This is a genomic window from Paraburkholderia sp. SECH4, from assembly GCF_030511745.1.
Taxonomy (GTDB): Bacteria; Pseudomonadota; Gammaproteobacteria; order Burkholderiales; family Burkholderiaceae; genus Paraburkholderia; species Paraburkholderia madseniana.
Genome location: NZ_JALOCP010000071.1, coordinates 1 through 18,717, shown reverse-complemented (window position 1 = coordinate 18,717; position 18,717 = coordinate 1). Strand labels below are relative to the sequence as shown.

The 18,717-nt window shown below is 61.6% G+C and carries 17 protein-coding genes and 3 pseudogenes; 6 read left to right on the top strand and 14 right to left on the bottom strand.

Annotation, left to right across the window (positions count from 1 at the left end; translation table 11 throughout):
- Positions 1-848 (bottom strand): LysR family transcriptional regulator (locus tag M0D67_RS40705; RefSeq protein WP_266243260.1); only part of this gene is annotated, 848 nt, incomplete at its 3' end.
- Positions 849-1,207: 359 nt separating this feature from the next.
- Between M0D67_RS40705 and M0D67_RS40700 the strand changes: the two genes are divergently transcribed.
- The 3 genes from M0D67_RS40700 to M0D67_RS40690 all read left to right on the top strand — a co-directional run bounded on the left by M0D67_RS40700 (position 1,208) and on the right by M0D67_RS40690 (position 6,997).
- Positions 1,208-1,978, top strand: coding sequence for a putative hydro-lyase (locus M0D67_RS40700; protein WP_266243258.1), 771 nt, complete (start codon positions 1,208-1,210; stop codon positions 1,976-1,978).
- A gap of 104 nt (positions 1,979-2,082) precedes the next feature.
- A complete protein-coding gene (locus M0D67_RS40695; RefSeq protein WP_229758328.1) occupies positions 2,083-3,318 on the top strand; it encodes an MFS transporter in 1,236 nt (411 codons plus the stop codon).
- A 31-nt stretch (positions 3,319-3,349) separates the two neighbouring features.
- Positions 3,350-6,997 (top strand): hydantoinase B/oxoprolinase family protein, encoded by a 3,648-nt coding sequence (locus M0D67_RS40690; RefSeq protein ID WP_266243256.1) that lies wholly within the window; start codon positions 3,350-3,352, stop codon positions 6,995-6,997.
- A gap of 778 nt (positions 6,998-7,775) precedes the next feature.
- On the opposite strand, the gene M0D67_RS40685 is transcribed toward M0D67_RS40690, so the two are convergent.
- The 5 genes and pseudogenes from M0D67_RS40685 to M0D67_RS40665 form a co-directional block, all read right to left on the bottom strand.
- On the bottom strand, positions 7,776-8,159 hold the full coding sequence (locus tag M0D67_RS40685; protein ID WP_266243254.1) for a response regulator transcription factor: 384 nt from the start codon (positions 8,157-8,159) through the stop codon (positions 7,776-7,778).
- Positions 8,160-8,268: 109 nt separating this feature from the next.
- Positions 8,269-8,478, bottom strand: a pseudogene (locus M0D67_RS40680) (ATP-binding protein); the annotation flags it as partial.
- A gap of 236 nt (positions 8,479-8,714) precedes the next feature.
- On the bottom strand, positions 8,715-9,563 hold the full coding sequence (locus tag M0D67_RS40675; RefSeq protein WP_266243251.1) for a pirin family protein: 849 nt from the start codon (positions 9,561-9,563) through the stop codon (positions 8,715-8,717).
- A gap of 59 nt (positions 9,564-9,622) precedes the next feature.
- Positions 9,623-10,255, bottom strand: coding sequence for an NADPH-dependent F420 reductase (locus M0D67_RS40670; protein WP_266243249.1), 633 nt, complete (start codon positions 10,253-10,255; stop codon positions 9,623-9,625).
- 16 nt (positions 10,256-10,271) lie between these two features.
- Entirely contained in the window at positions 10,272-10,886 is a 615-nt protein-coding gene (locus M0D67_RS40665; protein WP_266243247.1) for an FMN-dependent NADH-azoreductase, read from the bottom strand.
- Between the two features lie 127 nt (positions 10,887-11,013).
- Between M0D67_RS40665 and M0D67_RS40660 the strand changes: the two genes are divergently transcribed.
- Positions 11,014-11,931: a LysR family transcriptional regulator gene (locus M0D67_RS40660; RefSeq protein ID WP_266243245.1), complete on the top strand. Its 918-nt coding sequence runs from the start codon at positions 11,014-11,016 to the stop codon at positions 11,929-11,931.
- A gap of 124 nt (positions 11,932-12,055) precedes the next feature.
- Here the strand turns inward: M0D67_RS40660 and M0D67_RS40655 are convergent, their stop codons facing one another.
- From M0D67_RS40655 to M0D67_RS40645, 3 genes are all read right to left on the bottom strand, one after another.
- Complete coding sequence (locus M0D67_RS40655; RefSeq protein ID WP_200575037.1) at positions 12,056-12,688, bottom strand: class I SAM-dependent methyltransferase; 633 nt, start codon at positions 12,686-12,688, stop codon at positions 12,056-12,058.
- 107 nt (positions 12,689-12,795) lie between these two features.
- Positions 12,796-13,209 carry a nuclear transport factor 2 family protein gene (locus M0D67_RS40650; protein ID WP_083086792.1) on the bottom strand — a complete coding sequence of 138 codons (414 nt, stop codon included), beginning with the start codon at positions 13,207-13,209 and terminating at the stop codon, positions 12,796-12,798.
- Between the two features lie 196 nt (positions 13,210-13,405).
- On the bottom strand, positions 13,406-14,158 hold the full coding sequence (locus M0D67_RS40645; RefSeq protein WP_083086790.1) for an SDR family NAD(P)-dependent oxidoreductase: 753 nt from the start codon (positions 14,156-14,158) through the stop codon (positions 13,406-13,408).
- A 156-nt stretch (positions 14,159-14,314) separates the two neighbouring features.
- On the opposite strand from M0D67_RS40645, the gene M0D67_RS40640 reads away from it, so the two are divergent.
- The gene (locus M0D67_RS40640; RefSeq protein ID WP_266243242.1) at positions 14,315-14,908 is read left to right on the top strand and encodes a TetR/AcrR family transcriptional regulator; all 594 of its coding nucleotides are present in this window, start codon (positions 14,315-14,317) and stop codon (positions 14,906-14,908) included.
- 30 nt (positions 14,909-14,938) lie between these two features.
- Here the strand turns inward: M0D67_RS40640 and M0D67_RS40635 are convergent, their stop codons facing one another.
- Positions 14,939-15,538, bottom strand: a complete 600-nt coding sequence (locus tag M0D67_RS40635) for an NADPH-dependent F420 reductase (RefSeq protein ID WP_266243239.1) — start codon at positions 15,536-15,538, stop codon at positions 14,939-14,941.
- A gap of 17 nt (positions 15,539-15,555) precedes the next feature.
- A complete protein-coding gene (locus M0D67_RS40630; RefSeq protein WP_256457437.1) occupies positions 15,556-16,290 on the bottom strand; it encodes an SDR family NAD(P)-dependent oxidoreductase in 735 nt (244 codons plus the stop codon).
- A gap of 111 nt (positions 16,291-16,401) precedes the next feature.
- Between M0D67_RS40630 and M0D67_RS40625 the strand changes: the two genes are divergently transcribed.
- Entirely contained in the window at positions 16,402-16,764 is a 363-nt protein-coding gene (locus M0D67_RS40625) for a helix-turn-helix domain-containing protein (protein WP_054036797.1), read from the top strand.
- Positions 16,765-16,776: 12 nt separating this feature from the next.
- Here M0D67_RS40625 and M0D67_RS40620 read toward each other — a convergent pair.
- The 3 genes and pseudogenes from M0D67_RS40620 to ltrA form a co-directional block, all read right to left on the bottom strand.
- Positions 16,777-16,942: pseudogene (locus tag M0D67_RS40620) on the bottom strand (DUF3363 domain-containing protein); the annotation flags it as partial.
- Between the two features lie 88 nt (positions 16,943-17,030).
- A pseudogene (locus M0D67_RS40615) lies at positions 17,031-17,231 on the bottom strand (DDE-type integrase/transposase/recombinase); the annotation flags it as partial.
- A 212-nt stretch (positions 17,232-17,443) separates the two neighbouring features.
- Positions 17,444-18,717 (bottom strand): group II intron reverse transcriptase/maturase (gene ltrA, locus M0D67_RS40610; RefSeq protein WP_266243235.1); only part of this gene is annotated, 1,274 nt, incomplete at its 5' end.

Here is an 18,717-nt window from a genome sequence, read left to right as displayed (position 1 = left end):
TGTCGTTGCAGGCGCTTGAAAGTTAACACAAATTCGAATTTGTTAACAGTATTGGGTTTAAGCGGCAACTCGACGAATTCGCCGCTTTGCAAGGTCTCCGCGACGAACAGGCCGGGAATGGCGGCGACGCCATAGCCGTCGCGAACCAGTTGAACGATCGCGGCCACCGAGGGCGAACAGGTGATGCGCGTTTGCCCGGCCGGCATGCCGAGTTGCTGCGCGAGCGCATGAACGATGCTCTCGAGCGCGACTTGCGGCGCTGTGCCGCGCCCGAAGGTCAAAACCGGACGCTCCAGCACGCGCAGCGCGAGCCCTTCGGCGCGCCTGGACAACAAGCCACGTTTCGCGATCCACCGAACCGGATAGCTGGCGATCGCGCTGGAGACGATCTTCGTACTGTCGATGCCCTCGACCCGTATTACGAGGTCGAGCTCGCCGCTCAGCAGACGCCGTTGCAACACCGAACTCGAATCGACAGTCAGGTCCACTTCGAGCCGTGGAAAGCTCGCGTTCAGCTGGGTGACGTAGTGCGCGAGCCAGCTATGGACGACGGTCTCGATGACGCCCAGGCGCAGCTTGCCGCCAACCACGATTTCCTGGCCCGCAGCCTCCCGCAATGTGCGCGTGGCATTGACGACGTTCTTCGCGGGCCCGAGCAGATTCTGGCCCGACGGTGTCAGCCGGAAGCTCGTTGTCGAGCGGTCGACGAGTTCCGTCTTGAGTTCGTCCTCCAGTGAGCGGATACGCAGCGAGATCGTGGCCGGTGTCGCGTGCAGCACACGCGCCGTCGCCCGAAAGCTTTCGAGCTGGGCAAGCGTCACGAAGGTTTCGAGAAAGCGCGTGTTCATAGGTTATGCCTGAAGATTGGGGCGGATTCCTTCATTGTTTCTGTTCGTAGTATGCCTTAACAAAAAGCTCCATTTATACGAAACGGAGTGCCTTTATGGCCGTTATGCCGAAACGACGCATGGTATTCGCCATGCATGAACGCAGCTTTGCCACGCCCCCCCTGTAAGCCCTGTCGGCAAAGGTTTTCAAGCCACCGACCACGCGCTTCTCCCGATGTGCACCCAACGACCGGCTACGTAAAAACCCGCACAAAACCGTTAGGAAAACCTGAACGCCAGCGGCACGAATAACTCGCTGGTGCAGCTATTTTGTTGGCCCTAATCTGCACGCCATCGCACTCACGAACGGAATCACCGTCATGCCGCACACCTTTCGCCAGCAGGTTCGCAGCAAGGCATTTTCAGGGCCTACGGCCGGTTATTGCGGCGACTTCGCGCAGGCCAACCTCGCCATTCTGCCGAGCGCCTACGCCGAGGATTTCATGCGCTTCTGCCTGCGCAATCCGAAAGCCTGCCCGCTGCTCGGCGTCGGCGAACCGGGGCAATTCGATCTGCCGGTTCTGGGCCGCGACCTTGATATCCGCACCGACGTGCCCGGCTACAACGTCTATCGCGACGGCGTGCTGTGCGAGCAGCCTTCCGATATCCGCGAGGTTTGGCGCGACGATCTGGTCGTGTTCGCGATTGGCTGCTCGTTCTCGTTCGAACAGATGCTCGCGCGCGAACGCATTCCGCTGCGCCACGTCGACGAAGGTGTGAACGTGCCGATGTACCGCACCCACATTGCGAACCAGGCGGCGGGACGGTTCGGCGGCCAGCTCGTCGTCTCCATGCGGCCGATGAGCGGCCCCCATGCGATTCGCGCCGTGCAGGTCACGAGCCGGTTTCCCGCGGTGCATGGCGCGCCGGTGCACATCGGCAATGCGGCGGTACTTGGCATCGAAGATCTGTCGAGCCCGGATTTCGGCGATCCGGTATCGATCCATGAACACGAACTGCCGGTTTTCTGGGCCTGCGGCGTGACGCCTCAAAGCGCCATTGAAAGCGCGCGGCTGCCGTTCGCGATCGCGCATCGGCCTGGCCACATGCTGGTCACCGACATCCCCAACGCATCGCTCGCGGTGTTCTGACGCCCGGATTGGCCGCATCACAGGAGAAACACATGAATACGGAAGCGCAATACGCAGGCACGCCCGTCGACGACGCAATGGCGGACACCACCGCGAGCCGCGGCATGTTCGGCTGGTACCGGCACACCAACGCGAGCGAGCGGCGGGCATTCTGGAGCTGCAAGGTCGGCTATGCGCTCGATGCGATGGACACGCAATTCCTTAGCTTCGTGATTCCGACGCTGATCGCCACGTGGAGTCTCAGCAGGGGCGAAGCCGGCCTGATCGGCACGGTCACACTACTGACCTCCGCGCTCGGCGGCTGGGTCGCAGGCATTCTTTCCGACCGCATCGGCCGGGTGAAGACGCTGCAGATCACCATCGTCTGGTTCGCCTTTTTCACGCTGCTCTGCGCGTTCGCGCAGAACTACAGCCAGCTTCTGATCGCGCGCGGTTTGATGGGTTTCGGCTTCGGCGGTGAATGGACCGCGGGCGCGGTGCTGATCGGCGAGGTAATCCGGCCGCGCGATCGCGGCAAGGCGGTCGGCATGGTGCAGGCGGGCTGGGCGATCGGCTGGGCGGCGTCGGCGGGACTCTATACGCTGGTGTTTTCGCTGCTGCCCGGCGATATCGCATGGCGTGCATTGTTCGCGCTCGGCGTGTTGCCCGCGCCGTTCGTGATCTTCATTCGCCGTTTCGTCGAGGAACCGGAAGTTCATCTGCAACAGAAGCAGCGTGACGCCGAAGCCGGCAACACGAGTTCGTTCTTCGAGATCTTCGGCCCCGGCGTCTGGCTGACGACGCTGCGCACCGCGATCCTCGCCACGGGCACGCAAGGCGGCTATTACGCGATCACCACCTGGCTGCCGACGTACCTCAAGACCGAACAGCACCTGAGCGTGGTCGGCACGGGCGGCTATCTCGCGGTCATCATCGCCGGCTCGTATGCGGGCTACCTGTGCGGCGCCTTTCTCAGCGACCGCTTTGGCCGCAAGCTCAATTTCATCGCGTTCTCGATTGCCTCGATGGCGATCGCTCTCGTCTATACCCGCGTGCCGATGAGCAACGCGCTGCTGCTCGTGCTCGGCTTCCCGCTCGGCTTCTTCGCCTCGGGCATCTTCGCCGGGATGGGCGCGTTCATGACCGAACTCTTCCCCACGCGGATTCGCGGCTCGGGCCAGGGCTTCTGCTACAACTTCGGCCGCGCCGTCGGCGCGACCTTCCCGTTTCTGATCGGTTTCGTCGCGCAAAAAATGACGCTCGGCGTCGCGATCGGCACCTTCGCCGCGGCCGCCTACGGCGTCGTGATTCTCGCGGCGCTGACGCTGCCTGAAACGCGCGGCGCGCAACTCGAATCGTGAGCACCCCATCATTCACCGGAGATATCTTCTGATGACACATCAAGCCGACACTCAGCTACCGCGTGATCGCCGCTGGCAATTCTGGATCGACCGCGGAGGCACGTTCACCGACGTCGTCGCGCGCCGCCCCGATGGGCAGATCGTCACGCACAAGGTGCTGTCGGAGAATCCCGAGCGATATCGCGATTCGGCGGTGCAAGGCATTCGCGACCTGCTGGGCGTCGCGGCCCACGAGCCCGTGCCGGCACATCTGATCGATAGCGTACGGATGGGCACGACGGTCGCCACCAACGCACTGCTCGAACGCAAGGGCGCGCCTACCGTGCTCGCGATTACCAGGGGCTTTGCAGACGCGCTGCGGATCGCCTACCAAAGCCGTCCGAAGCTGTTCGTGCGCAACATCGAGTTGCCAACGCTGCTGTACGAGCGCGTGGTGGAAATCGACGAGCGGATCGGCGCGCATGGCGAAGTGGTGCGCGAACTCGATACGAGGCAGGCGCAGGCTGCGTTGCGACAGGCCTACGAAAATGGAATCCGTTCATGCGCAATCGTGCTGATGCACGGTTACCGGTACGCCGAACATGAACGCAGGCTCAAGGAAATCGCGCAGGACATCGGCTATACGCAGATCTCGGTGAGTCATGAAGTCAGCCCGCTGATGAAGCTGGTCTCGCGCGGCGACACGACCGTCGTCGACGCGTATCTCTCGCCGATTCTGCGCCACTACGTTCAGCAAGTCGAAGGCGATCTGGGCGCTGTTCCGTTGCAGTTCATGCAGAGCAATGGCGGCCTCACCGACGCGCATCGCTTCCAGGGCAAGGACGCGATCCTGTCCGGCCCCGCAGGCGGCATCGTGGGTGCGGCGCAGGTGTCGAAGCTCGCGGGCTTCGAATCGATCATCGGCTTCGACATGGGCGGCACATCGACCGATGTGACGCACTACGCGGGCGAGTACGAACGCGAGTTCGCCACGGAAGTGGCGGGCGTTCGCATCCGCGCCCCGATGATGAAAATCCATACCGTTGCGGCTGGCGGCGGGTCGATCTGCAGTTTCGACGGCGCGCGCTTGCGCGTAGGCCCCGAGAGCGCGGGGGCGAATCCCGGTCCAGCGTCGTATCGGCGCGGCGGCCCGCTGACCGTCACCGACTGCAACGTGATGACCGGCAAGATCAGCGCGCAGTGGTTTCCCCACGTGTTTGGACCTGAAGGCAACCTGCCGCTGGATGCCGCCGTCGTACATCGCAAGTTCGTGGAGATTGCGGCGCAGGTTGAGGATGCGACAGGCATCGCGCGCTCGCCAGCCGAAATCGCCGAGGGCTTTCTGAAGATTGCCGTCGAGAACATGGCGAATGCGATCAAGCAGATCTCGGTGCAGCGCGGCTACGACGTGACGAAGTACACGCTCGCATGCTTCGGCGGCGCAGGCGGTCAGCATGCGTGCCTCGTCGCGGATGCGCTCGGCATGACGCGTGTGTTCATCCATCCGCTCGCAGGCGTGTTGTCGGCCTACGGCATGGGTCTCGCTGACGTGCGCGCACTGCGCCAACTGGCAGTCGAAACGCGCCTCGACGCGGCATCGCTCGCCGCCTGCGAGGAAACGTTCGCGTCGCTGGGCGCCGCGGCGGAAAGCGAAGTCGCCGAGCAGCGCATCGCAAGGGACCGCATCACGCTGCGCCGCACGCTCCACGTCAAATACGACGGTACCGACACTGCACTGGAGATCGAATTCGGCCGCGACGCACCGGCAATTGTCGCGACGTTCGAGCGTTTGTACCGCGCCCGTTACGGCTTTCTCATGCCGAACAAGGCGCTGGTGATCGAAGCCGTTGCCGTGGAGGCGATCGGCCAGACGCACGAGGTCGAGGACGAACATTGGCCCCTCGCCGAGAGTGCTTCCGCGAATCCTGAACCGCTCGCCATGACACATGTGTTTTCAGGCGGCGAGTGGCACGACACGCCCGTCTTCGACCGCGATTTGCTGGCACCCGGCGCGCGTATCGACGGACCAGCCATCGTCAGCGAAAAGACCGGAACGACCGTGATCGAACCGGGCTGGCAAGTCGAGGTCAGCCGGCACAACCACCTGGTGGTCAACCGCACGGGCGCGCTCGTGAACCGTCACGCGATCGGCACCGAAGCCGATCCGGTCTTGCTCGAAGTGTTCAACAACCTGTTCATGTCGATTGCCGAGCAGATGGGCGTGACGCTCGCGAACACGTCGTACTCGGTCAACATCAAGGAGCGCCTCGACTTCTCGTGCGCGCTTTTCGACGCGGACGGCAACCTGATCGCCAACGCGCCGCACATGCCGGTCCATCTTGGCTCGATGGGCGAGAGCGTGCAGACCATCATCGAGCGACGTGGTGGCACCATGCAGTCTGGCGATGTGTATGTCCTCAACGCGCCCTATGGCGGGGGCACGCATCTGCCGGACGTGACGGTGGTCATGCCGGTCTTCGTCGAGGAGCACGCGGCGCCGACGTTCTATGTCGCGGCGCGCGGCCATCACGCGGATATCGGCGGCATTTCACCGGGTTCGATGCCACCTGACTCGACGCACGTCGATCAGGAAGGCGTCCTGCTCGATAACGTCCAACTTGTCGCGCAGGGCCGCTTTCTCGAAGACGAAATGCGCGAGTTGCTCGCCTCGGGTCGTTATCCGGTTCGAAACGTCGAACAGAACATTGCCGATTTGCGGGCGCAGATCGCCGCGTGCACGAAGGGCGCGCAGGAACTCGACCGCATGTGCAGGCAGTTTGGCCTCGACGTGGTGCAGGCGTACATGCAGCACGTGCAGGACAACGCCGAGGAGGTCGTGCGGCGCACGCTGTCGGTGCTCAGGGACGGACGCTTCGAATACGAGCTCGACGACGGGGCGAAGATCGTCGTCGCCGTGTCGATCGACCGCGAGGCGCGCTCGGCCGTTATCGACTTCGCCGGCACGAGCGAACAGCAACCGAATAACTACAACGCGCCCTCCGCCATCTGCAAGGCGGCCGTGCTGTACGTATTCCGCACGCTGGTCGACGATGACATTCCGCTCAACGCGGGTTGTCTGAAACCTCTGGACATTCGCATTCCCGCGGGCTCGATGCTCAACCCGCGCTATCCGGCCGCGGTGGTCGCCGGTAACGTCGAGACGTCGCAAGTCGTGACCGATGCGCTCTACGGTGCGCTTGGCGTCATGGCGGGCGCCCAGGGCACGATGAACAACTTCACGTTCGGCAACGATCACTACCAGTACTACGAGACCATCTGCGGTGGCGCCGGAGCCAGTGCGTCGTCGGCGGGTTGCAGCGCAGTGCAAACCCACATGACCAACTCGCGGCTCACCGATCCCGAAGTGCTCGAATGGCGCTTCCCGGTTCGCCTTGATGACTTCCGGGTGCGTCACGGCAGCGGCGGCGATGGGCAATGGCGAGGCGGCGACGGTACCGAGCGGCGAGTCCGCTTCCTCGAACCGATGACCGCCGTGATTCTGTCGAACCGACGGCGGGTGGCGCCGTTCGGCATGGCGGGCGGATCGCCGGGCAAGCTCGGCGTCAACTGGGTCGAACGAGCGGGTTCGTCCGCGCAGGAAACCTTCGGCGCGCGTCACCAGGTGCAGATGAATGCCGGCGATGTTTTCGTGATTCAGACGCCGGGTGGCGGTGGGTATGGAGTGGCGTCCGAGGTATGAGTTAGGCCGTCGGCCCGGTGGTGTGCCTCGTCATCCGCGGGTACGCGTACCGCGATCGACGTGTCGCTAACGGGCGCGCTATGCACCAGGATCTTGCCGCCCAGCATCAGCGCGCGCTCTCCCATGCCGACGAGCCCAAACGATTTGCGCAATCATTGCGAGTGTGCCCCGGCCACGGCGCCCTGAGGGCACCCAGCGCCTGGCGCGGCGGCAATCGGGCGTCGCCGAATGCGCGGTCCGATAATCTTTTCGACCTCAACCGCGATGCACTTCGCTTCTCGAGCGATAACTGCACTACAAAATCTTTTTGCAATGTCGGACGTCCGCTGTAATGGCGCTGCGACCAACTGAATCGTCTGATCAGGGCTCGCCCGCATCCTCCGTTCCGCAACTGCGACGGCTCGTCTGCGACCGTCTTCAGCATATGGACGCTATCCGCACCGGCGGGGAGCCAGAAACATTTTTCGAGCGTCTCGCGGGTAATCGCGCATTCGACCTCGTGCTGATGATCGGAACACGATCACGCGTCTGTACTGCGACACGGCGGCAGCGAGATCAGCAACGTCCATGGGAAACCTCAATAGATTCGTGCCCGCCGGCATCAGTTAATGCCTCGCTGGATCTCGAATCTGCCAGAATCGATCCAGCGAAAACCGGTACCGTTACCGACAAAGCGCCTAGTGACCGACATTCGCGGATGGCCGCTCGCCGTCTGACGTTACCTTCAGGCTGAGGCTTCTAGCACTGACGTGCCCGTCACGCGATCCAGGTTTTGTGTTCAACCCGGAGCAAGCCCGAGGTTGATAGCAGCGAGGATGAGAGGCATCAGAACCGGCTTCACGAAATAGTGATCGAATCCGGCGCCCATCGATTCGTCCCGTTCTGATTGCGACATGAGGCCGGTTACGGCTACCAGCACCGGTACCGGGGTCTTCCGAACAAGTCGGATCGCTCTTGCTACCTCGCAACCATCGAGACGCGGCATTTCGATATCGAGCAATACTGCGGCCGGATACCACGCACAGTATTCGGTGAGCGCATCGCCACCATTCGTGGCAGTCCGGATGTCAAAACCCTGATTAGAGAAGAACACTGCGTACGCTGCCAGCATTTCTGGATCGTCGTCAGCAATAAGGAGGCGCGCGGCGTTGGTAGGCGACATTCAAATCCCCTGAATTGCTTCAACGTGCAGCAATTTAAAGTCCTGAGCGCCTTTCAGTTCACCGATTTCCCGCGATCCTCGTCGGGTAATCAACGAGCGGCCATACCCGTCATGCCGTCAATGCATATCGCGGTAGGGTAATGGTGAAGACGCAGCCCGCGCCCGGCACGTCGCGGACGCTGAGAATACCGGCATTTGCTTCAACGTTGCGCCGCGCGATTGAAAGACCTAGTCCCAGCCCTGTTCTGTCCTCGCCGTTCTGCATAAACGGCACAAACATTCTTTCTGCATTGCCGGGCGGCAGTCCACCCGGACGCTCCATCAGTTGACCGCATCAATATCGCCGACGATCACCTTTGGAAGTGATCAGCGGCAACTTGTTGGTGACTAATGTGCCGAAGCCGGAAATTTCGGGAGCTGGCTAAATGCCGAAGCTCCATGGAGTCACCGCCCCCTTGTTTGGATGCCGTATGACGTGCTGGGAAGCGTTGGGCGAGTCACTCACATGTCCGTAGTGACTGCGCCGAACTCTTGAACACTCCCACTTGCCCTGGTTCAGAATCGGCCGGCTCGAAAGTCGGCGAACGCTTGCTGGATTTCCGCCTGCGTGTTCATGACGAAGGGGCCTCCAAACGCGATCGGCTCACGCAAAGGCTGGCCGGCGAAAAGAAGAAAGCGGCCGGCATTGCCACGCGCCGTTATGGTAAGTTCCGACGATCCCGGCTCCTTCGATCGCGTCAACCAGCCAAGCTGGCTGGCCTCCAAAAGGTCGTCGGCGGGCCCGATCTCGACCGCACCTTCGAGGACGTAGACAAAGGCATTGTCGGTCGCTGCAAACGAGTGCCGAAACGCGCCACCGTTTTCGACCTGCACCTCGAGCATCGTTACAGGATGGTGGTTGAGCGTGGTCGAGACCCTATCGGCGTAGGCGCCGGAAAAGATCCTGACTTCAACGCCGTCCTCACTCCAGACTGGCAGGACGGAAGCCACCAGATCCTGATACCGTGGAACAGCCATCTTCTCCGCGGCAGGCAAGTTCACCCAGAGCTGCAGGGTATGGGCTCTTGTGCCGGCCGGAGGGTTTTCCTCATGCTGAATGCCTCGGCCTGCGGTCATCCATTGGACACCGCCGGCACGGATCACCCCTTCGTATCCGGCGTTGTCGCGGTGCTCGATCGACCCCTCGATGACGTATGCGACCGTCTCGATCCCGCGATGCGGGTGAGAAGCGAACGCCCCTTGGGACGTCCAATCCTCGGCCATCAGAACGAAAGGATCCGCGAACGCGGCGTCCGGTGCGTCGATCAAACGCCGAGCGCTGTGTCCGGCAGCTTGCCCGGGCACGAACTCGGGGTTGTCGATGCGGGCTACTTCTCGAACGAACGTCGGTTTGGGAGTGCTCATCCTGTATCCCTCAAAGACGGCGACCGATCGGCAGGCGCACGATGCCCGCAGCTCAGGTCTTATTCGCGGACGATCCGGCGGACGAAGTGCAATTCCACAGCCGAAAGAGGGCCACCGAGCTGTTGCATCGCACCGCCGTCCGCGAGAGAGCCGAGGCCGAGCGCGACCAGGCCCGTCGAATTAATAAGTTCGACCACGAGCGCCTTGGCTTCGCGATCGTCGCCCGACACGAACAGTACGGTCTTCGGCTTCTGTGGCGAGAAATCCTGTATCCACGCCATCGGCATATTGCTGATCGACTTCACCAGCCTGGCCCCGGGCGCCATTGCGGCGACTGTCTCGCTCGACGTGCGGCCCTCCAACGCGGCGACCGATCTCGCTACGCCGACAGCGCTGATGTCCGGTTCCTCGCCCATGTGGGCGTTCGTCCCGTCGACGAGTATGCGGCCGCTCCAGTCAATATCCTTGAGCGCCTCCGGCGCATCCGCCCAATTCGTGGCGAGGATCACCACATCGCATTCCGCAGCGTCCTGCCTGGATCCTGCGTTGGCGGCCGGACCCAGATCGGCGACGAGCCCCGCTAACGCCTCCGGCCCCCGCGAACTGGACAGGACGACCTCATGGCCCGCACCGAGAAAATGACGACCCATGGTCGTAGCCATGCGACCGGCGCCGATGAACCCAACTTTCATGACCGTTTCTCCGAGATCAACCGACGACTCGAGCAGCCGCGGCCGATGCAATCACTTCGCCGAACGCCTCCACCGCCGTCTCGCCTGACATTCCAGCGCGCGCCGATCCGGCGAGTACGATGTCCAGATCTGTAATTCCGATGAACCCCAGCACCTGACGGAGGTAGCTGCTGGCGTGATCGTAGCCTTCGATCGGAGAGCCAGGACTGAAATCACCCCCGCTCGCAAGAATGACGGTGGCCGTCTTGCCGGTTAGCTGCCCGACATTGTCGACAACCGTGACGCCGACCCGGACGATATGGTCGATGTAGGCCTTCAGCACCGCCGGGATGGTGAAGTTGTACATCGGTGTGGCGATGATGATGCGATCGGCTGCCTGCAGCTCGGCGACCAAATCGTTGGAAATCTTGATGGCGGCAGCGCTCTCCGGCGAATGTTGCTCCGGGGGTGTAAACGCGCCGCCAATCCATGGCAGATCGACAAACGGCAGATTGGTCTTCATCAGATCGCGTTCAATGGCTTTGCCGCCGGGGTGTGCGGCCAGCCATTTCTCGACGAACACCGCCGAGAGCTTGCGGGAGGTCGAGTATTCGTGGCGAGGGCTTACCTGTATCGCGAGAAGTGTCGGCATTTCGATCTGTTTCCTATCAGCTTTGAAGCGTTGCCCAAGTGGGCTTGCGTGATATGCAAGATAGGGAAAGTGAATCATCTTGAAAACTGACAAAATATCGCTTCTATTCATCTAAGGAGTAGATGACGTGCTCGACACCGTCTCAATCAACCAACTTCACACCTTCGTCGCGGTGTGTGAGGAGATGAGCTTCACGGGCGCGGCCCGCCGGCTTCGGCGAGCCCAATCCGCCGTTAGCCACGCGATCTCCGCCTTGGAAACCGCGCTAGGCCTGGAACTCTTTCAGCGAGATGCCCGGAAGGCCGAGCTCACCGTTGCAGGACGGGGCCTTCTTCCTGACGTGCGAGCCGTGATTGCACGTATGGAAGAGATGAAGAACCGGGCGAAGTCGATGTCGGCGGAAGGCGTGCCGAGCCTCTCGATCGCCGTCGATACGTATTTCCCAAGGGGGCGCCTGATCGACTGCCTGCGTGCACTCGAACGCGAATCGCCAACGGCCGCCATTAGCCTGCGCATGGTCACCATGCAGGGTGGTGAGGCGCTGGTACTGGCAGGCAGCTGTTCGCTCGCGGTTACCGTTTCAGACGTGCCCGAGATCAAGAAAGGCGCGATCGAGAGGCACTGGCTTTGCGAAGCAGAGATGGTCACCGTGTGTGCGCCGACCCATCCGTTAGCGAATATCGAGCGGCCAATCTCCCGCGAACAATTTGGTCAGCATGTGCAGTTGGTGGTGACAGACAACCAGCCGGGTGCAGAGAAGACCCAGATGGGCGTGGCAGGAGAGCGCCAGTGGCTCGTCAACGACCTCGGCGCGAAACGTGACCTTCTGATTTCGGGGCTCAGCTGGGGCCACATGCCTGCGAACCTGGTCGCTGAAGACCTGGCTGTTGGTCGCCTGGTCGAGCTTCGTCGCCGAGCATGGCACCTCCGCCCTCTTGTGTTTGTCCTCTCGCGCATGCGCGGCAGCGAGCTTTCTCTGTTTGAAGAGCGTGCCGTACAGCTTCTGGCGGATCGGGCGATGTCAGACTCTTCGCAATATCCTTGAGATCGGACATTCAGTCCCGCGCGCGGCCAAATTCGGCTTGAGCGCGTTCCAGTTCAGCGCCATAGGTCAGCGCCCAAGTTTGCACCCATTGGGGAGGTCGACATGAAGTTGGTGCCGGGATCTGTCAGGGCTTCACGAACCGATAGGCGAAGCGATCGGTCTCGCCCTTGATCGCAGGATCGAACACCTTGATCGAGTGCGGATCGTCCTTATTAGCGAGCATGGTGCTTTCCGCGTCCAGTACGAAGCCGGCGGCCTCCACCTCCTCGCGAACGGACGCAGGCTCGATCCGATGCAGCGACTGGGCGTCGCTCGTGCCCTGCCCGACGGCGGCGGCGTGGTCCACGATGACGTAGTACCCGCCGGGCTTGAGCTGCTCGTAGACCACTCGATTGAAGTGGGCCGCCGTCGCGCCCCTGGCCTGCATCAGCGGTGTGTGGAGATCGTGATAGAACAGATGCAGCCAGAGGACATCCGCTGGTTGCGTGACCTTCGGCATCGCGATGAGATCCGCCGAGACGGCTTCCACGTTCTCTCGGCCCGGCTCCGTTGCAAGCGTCCGCATGCGACCGACCGGATCGTTCTTGAAGTGGGCGACTTCGGCCGGTACGAAGCTGTAGACCCGTCCTTTGGGTCCCACGATGTCGGAGAAGAGACGGGTCCAGTCGCCGTCGCCAGGGTAAACGTCGATGACGGTGGAGCCCGCATCGACTTGTGCAAACCGGATCAACTCGGATAGCGTGGATTGGTCGTACATAGAGCTTTCCTTTACGGTTGGGTATTCGACGAGCGCGCGGCATGCGAGTGGACGATCCACGGCTGATCCACCGTCTATCCCGACCCGATGGCCGCAGATGGCCAGCGCTACGCCGGCCCGGACGTGTCCGTCTGCGAGGCCCGCGCCAGTGCTTGCGTGTCGATGTACTCCCGGATGCTCGTCAGTTTGCCGTCACGGACCGTGATGGCGAAGATCCAGTTGTCCTCGAACGTCTTGTTCGTGGCTTTGATCGTCCCCCTGGCGAAGCCGACGACCACGACCCTGTCTCCTTGCGCGATGAACTCCCGGGGTTCCGTGGACGTTTCTATCGACTTGGATGCGGTCTCAAGCAAATCCGCCAGCCCCGCGTGTCCGCGGCGCGTTCCGGCCAATGGCCAGTCCTCGCCCGGAATGATCCACTCGATGTCTTCGGCGGCCAGCGCCAGCAGACCCTTTCTGTCGCCGCGGCCGATCGCGGCGAAGAAGTCCTTCACGGTCTGGACGTTCTTATCGGTACTCATCGGATTTTCTCCATTTCTCTCGGATCGGGTCGCGCGCGAAGTGTCTCAATCAGGCTCGCCGTCAATATCCGTCGCCCCTATCGGCCTGTCGTCGGTCACGTCGATCAAACGCCTCAACAAGCGCCCGGCCGATATTGCAGAAACGTGGTCCCAAGACTGGCGCGGCTTGTGGGCCAGCCACGGGAGCGCGCCGGGGTCAGACCTGCGCCATGCCTCCATCGACGGCGAGATCCACACCCGTGATGTAGGAACTTTCATCGGAAGCGAGGAACGTGACTGCCGCCGCGATTTCCTCGGGCATGCCTCTGCGGCCCATCGGGATCTGCGCGGTGAACTGTGCGACTGCCTGCTCGGCCTGTTCAGCGGTAAGGCCTGTCGTCGTTGCCAAGGCCGGGGTGTCGATCGCTCCGGGACTCATGGCATTCACGCGGATCTTGCGGTCTTTCAATTCCATAGTCCAGCCGCGCGCGAAGTTGCGTACAGCCGCCTTACTCGCGGCGTAAGCAGTAAATCCCGGAAGCCCGAGCACGTTTGAGACCGAAGAGTTCAGGATGATCGAACCGCCGTCTCTGAAGAGGGGAAGGGCCTTCTGCACCGTAAAGAACATTCCCTTCACGTTCACGTCGAAGGTCTGGTCGAAATGGCCCTCGGTAGCTACCGCGAGCGGCGCGATTGTCCCTGCGCCCGCGTTCGCGAAGAGAACGTCAATGTGACCATGCTTCTCTTTCACCACGGCATAGAGCCGGTCCAGATCTTCCAGGCTCGACACGTCGCCCACGACCGTCGTAACGTTTCTCTCGATGGCGGCGGCGGCCTCCTGCAGCTCTTTCTCTCGCCGCCCGGTGATCACGACGTGCGCACCTTCTTCCACGAAGCGCCTGGCTGTGGCCAAGCCAATCCCGCTGCTTCCGCCCGTGATGACTGCAACCTTACCTTCCAATTTCTTCATGATCTTTCGCCTTTCGTTTGAGGTGTCAGCAGCGCCGCTGTTCCCATGGGTACAAAGGCGCTGTATCATTTGGACCACCGATCCAGATCCTGATTCGCAGCATCCGGACCAGTGATCCAAATATACGGATCAGCGATCCGTTTGTCAAGGGACCCCATGCGAGCCGACGCCCAAAAAAATTACAGCCATCTACTTGCAGTCGCGCACGACGTTGTCGCCGAGCACGGTGTCGACGCGTCGATGCGAGATATCGCCCGCCGGGCTGGCGTCGGGTTGGCGACACTGCTGCGTCATTTCCCGACGCGAGAAGCCTTGTTCGACGCGTTGTTGTGTACGAATCTGGACGAACTGACGCGGAAGGCAGGCGAACTCGAAACGTCGAACTCACCTGACGAAGCGCTCGTGTCCTGGTTTCGCGAATGGATCGCATTTGCCCAAAGCTATAGGGGCGTTGTCGCCCTGATGGCGGCAGCTCATACCAACCCGGACTCCGCGCTTTACGCTTCATGCGCAGCCGTGCACTCAGCGAGCGCACGGCTGTTGCTGCGTGCCCAAGCCGAAGGGACGGCACGTGCCGATATGAACGGGGACGACATGTTCGGCTTGATGGCGGCGCTCGGCTGGCTTGTCGATCTGCCCTCATTCGCGCCACGGGCAGATCATCTTGTTCACCTTATTACGAGCGCCATCCTGACAAACTGGCCCAGCAACGATGTCAAAAAGAAAGGCGTCAAAAAGGCAGTGCGCTGAGTCAGATCGGGCTAGAAGGATTGGTGGAGATCAGTCGAACTTGACCAAGTCCTTGAAGATCAGTTGACCCCAGCTATTGCCGCGCGCCTGCACAAGCAGTCCACCTTCTGAAAGTCCACCAAGTTTGATCGGCGCGAAGCCGAGTTTTTCTGCAAGCGCACCAATCTCCGCTGCGGCACTGTCATCGTCGCTCGCCAGGAACACGACTCTCCTGCCGCCATGCACGGCCGGGTCTTGGGCAAGGGTCGCCGCGACCAAATGATTGAAACCCTTGACCAGCCGGCCGCCCCTGAAACCCTGCGCGATGAACCTCGACGAAGGTTGCCCTCCCAGTTCCTCGGGGGACACCCCGTAGGCATTGGTCACATCGACGACGATTTTCCCTTGCCAATTGGGCAGCGCTTTCGCGACTTCCTGATGCGACTCGAAACGGACGGCCAAAAAGAGGATGTCCGCCTTGACGGCTTCGGCCAGGGTCTTGGGAATGACCGTGGACCCGATCGCAGCCGCATCAGACGCAAAGCTTGCCGGGTCGCGCGTGGTGGCAATGGACACTTCGATGCCGTTGCGGGCAAACGCCTTGGCGAGCGCCTGACCAATCTTGCCGAAGCCGATGATGGCGTAGCTCATGTGCCTCTCCTTCCGCGTCAGAGTTGCGCCAAGCCGCCGTCAACGGCGACCTCGCTGGCGGTCATGAAGCTGCTGTCCGACGACGCGAGGAAGGCGGCTGCCGCCCCAATCTCCGACGGATCAGCCATGCGCTGAAGCGGAGTCATCGCACCGTAGGCCTTCTGGCCCTCCTCGCCCAACGCCTCCTTGGCAAGTTCGGTCGCCGTCGCCCCGGGCGACAGCACATTCACCCGGATGCCGGTGCCCTTAAGATCCTCCGCCCAAGTCTTCGCTAGGTTGCGCACTGCCGCCTTGCTCGCGCTATAGGCAGTGAATCCCCGGGCACCCGTGGTGCCGGCGCTCGATCCGGTCAGGATGATCGAACCGCCCGGGCTCATCAGCTGCAGCGCCTTCTGAACCGTGAAGATCGTCCCTTTCACGTTGGTGTCGAAGGTTTCGTCAATGTGTTTGGCGGTGATCTGGCCGAGCGGAACCGGGCTTCCCGTCCCGGCGTTGGCGAAAACGATGTCGAGGGTTCCGCGCTCCGTCTTCACCGCCGCGTAGAGGCGGTCGAGGTCGGCCTCATCCGAGACCGAGCCCTTCACCGCGCGGGCATTGGGCCCGAGATCGGCCACGGCGGCGTCGAGCGCTTCCTGCCGGCGGCCGAAGATGAAGACGAAAGCGCCTTCCTCGATGAAACGCTTTGCTGCGGCAAAACCGATGCCGGTAGCACCGCCGGTGATCACGGCGGTCTTTCCATTCAGTCTGGTCATGTCATGCATCCTTCGTTGAGGTGTACAGAAGCAGGGACCTGCTTACTTGAAGTAAGTATGCTGTTCTGATAACCTAACGACAAGTATGCACTTTTAGGTAAGTATCAAAAAATGACGACGCCACCTGAAATCTGCGACACCGGCTGCGGGCTCAATGCCACGCTCCGTATCATCTCGGGCAAGTGGAAACCGCTGATCCTGTTTTTCCTGCGCGACGGCCCGAAGCGCTATGGCGAACTCAGGCGCCTGGTCGAGGGCGTCAGCGACAAGGTGCTGATCCAGCAGTTGAAGGATCTCGAAGCTGATCGCGTGCTGGCGCGCAACGACTACAAGGAGGTGCCGCCTCGCGTGGACTACGCGCTGACCCCGCTTGGCCGCAGCTTGGCCGAAGCGATCATCCCGCTGTGCACTTGGGGAACCGAACACGCGGTGGAAATGGCAAGCATCTTCGCCGCGCGTGATGCCTTGCCCTAGTCGGGTGCTCAATCAGCCAATCGCTGGGCCTCGTTGTCTTCCAATCCCCCAAGACACACTGCCGCCTCGCGCTGTGGCGGCGAGTTGCTGGCCCAGCCGCTCTTCGATTACCGGCCGCCACGGCACCAGGCATGAATCCCATGCCGTCGTCCAGCATCGCGTAGCGTCCGCTGTCCACCTTTTCGCCGTGGGCGATGGTATAGACATAGACGGCTCTGGTGCAAACAGGTGGTGAAGCCGAGACGTCTCCAATATATAAGGATACCTTATTTATTTAACAGGATGGCGTTCCAGACGGCAGGTGCAGCAGTATCCTTGAGCCCGAGAGTGCGGAGATTGAACTGGCCCTTGCGGATGCGGTGCATCAACTCGATGCCTGAAATCGTGGTCTTCGCACACCTGAACCGTTTGAATCCGAGCATCACGTTCGTTCTGGACTTGATGTTTCGATGATCCTGGTCGGGTAGCCGTACCGCATTGCTGCGGTACGGCCCCCTAAGGTAGGGTCGAGAACTGGCGCGCGCACCTGTAGGCGCCGGTGGTAATTCCACCGCTTTCGCAATGGCCCGCAGTCCGGCAACCATAGTCACGTTTCCAGCTCCCGCCACGTCGAACGCAGCTTGCCGGTTTCCGGCACTACGCTCTCCTGTTTGCTTCATGTCAAGAGTTATGGGACCTATCACGCTGGGCGCGCTTTCGGTGCGGCGGGACGACGAACACGATAGCCTTTGAACAGCTTCAGTTCCTCATACAGCCAGCGCCTACTCCACCGCTTCCAGCCGAAGCCCCCGCGATTCCGGGATCGCCCCATGTGGCGCCTGATCTTCTTTTCCACCCAGTCTTTGACGAAGCTGAAGCACTCACTGGAATGTCCTACGGCGAAATAATTCACCCAGCCACGTAACACCGGGTTGATCAGTTGAACCACCCGATCCACCGGCTGCGACTGGTATCGCCGAAACACCTCCTTGAGTTTGCGCAACAACGCCGTGCGTTTCTTCAACTTCGGCGTATAGTGCGCCCGCCACACCAGCTTCTTCACACTGCGAATTCGACGGAAGTCAAATCCCAGAAAGCCAAAGCTTTCTCCGCAGTCCAGATCCACCGTGTGACTCTTCTCTTCATTGACTTCAACCTGCAGTTTGGCAAACTCTTCCCGAAGTCGCTTGCTCACCGCTCCCAGCAACCACGCATGGCGCGGATGGGCATCGATCAGCACGACGAGATCGTCCGCGAAACGCGCATACTCGACGTAGGTGTACTTCCCGTTGCGCGTGGCTTCTTTCGCCCGCTCCAGCATCCGGTCCACCTCGGTGAGGTAGATATTACTGAGCAAGGGCGAAATCACCCCGCCTTGCGGAACGCCTTGTTTGCCCGACGCGGTCAACATCAGCTTCAGCAGATGCATGACATCACAGTCATTGACCCGACGCGCCACCTTCTCGAGCAGCAGATGATGCCGCACGGTGTCAAAGTAGGCGCGTAGATCCAGATCTATGACGCGGGTCTTCCACTGAACAATCGCCGTCGCCACCCGATGCACCGCTTCATGCGCGGTGCGCTTGGGGCGATAACCATACGACCCCGGTTGGAAGTCTGCCTCGAAGATCGGCTCCAGTATGAGCTTGAGCGCACCCTGGACCACCCTGTCGCGGATGGCTGGAATCGACAGGACGCGGACTTTGCCCCCGTCCTTTGGTATTTCCTGCCGTCGCGATCGTAGCGGTACGTAGGCACGCCCGATCAGTTCATCCCGTATCTGCTCAAGGAACGCCTCTGCGCCTAGCGCCTCGATGGCCTCAAACGTCACCCCGTCAATACCCGGAGCGCCGTTGTTCTTTCTTGCCAGCGCATACGCCTCGCGCAGCGTTTCCATCTTACAGACATGGACGTACAACCCCCAGAAACGCCAGGACGGTTCAGCCTTCGCCTTGACGTATATTCCCCGCCTCA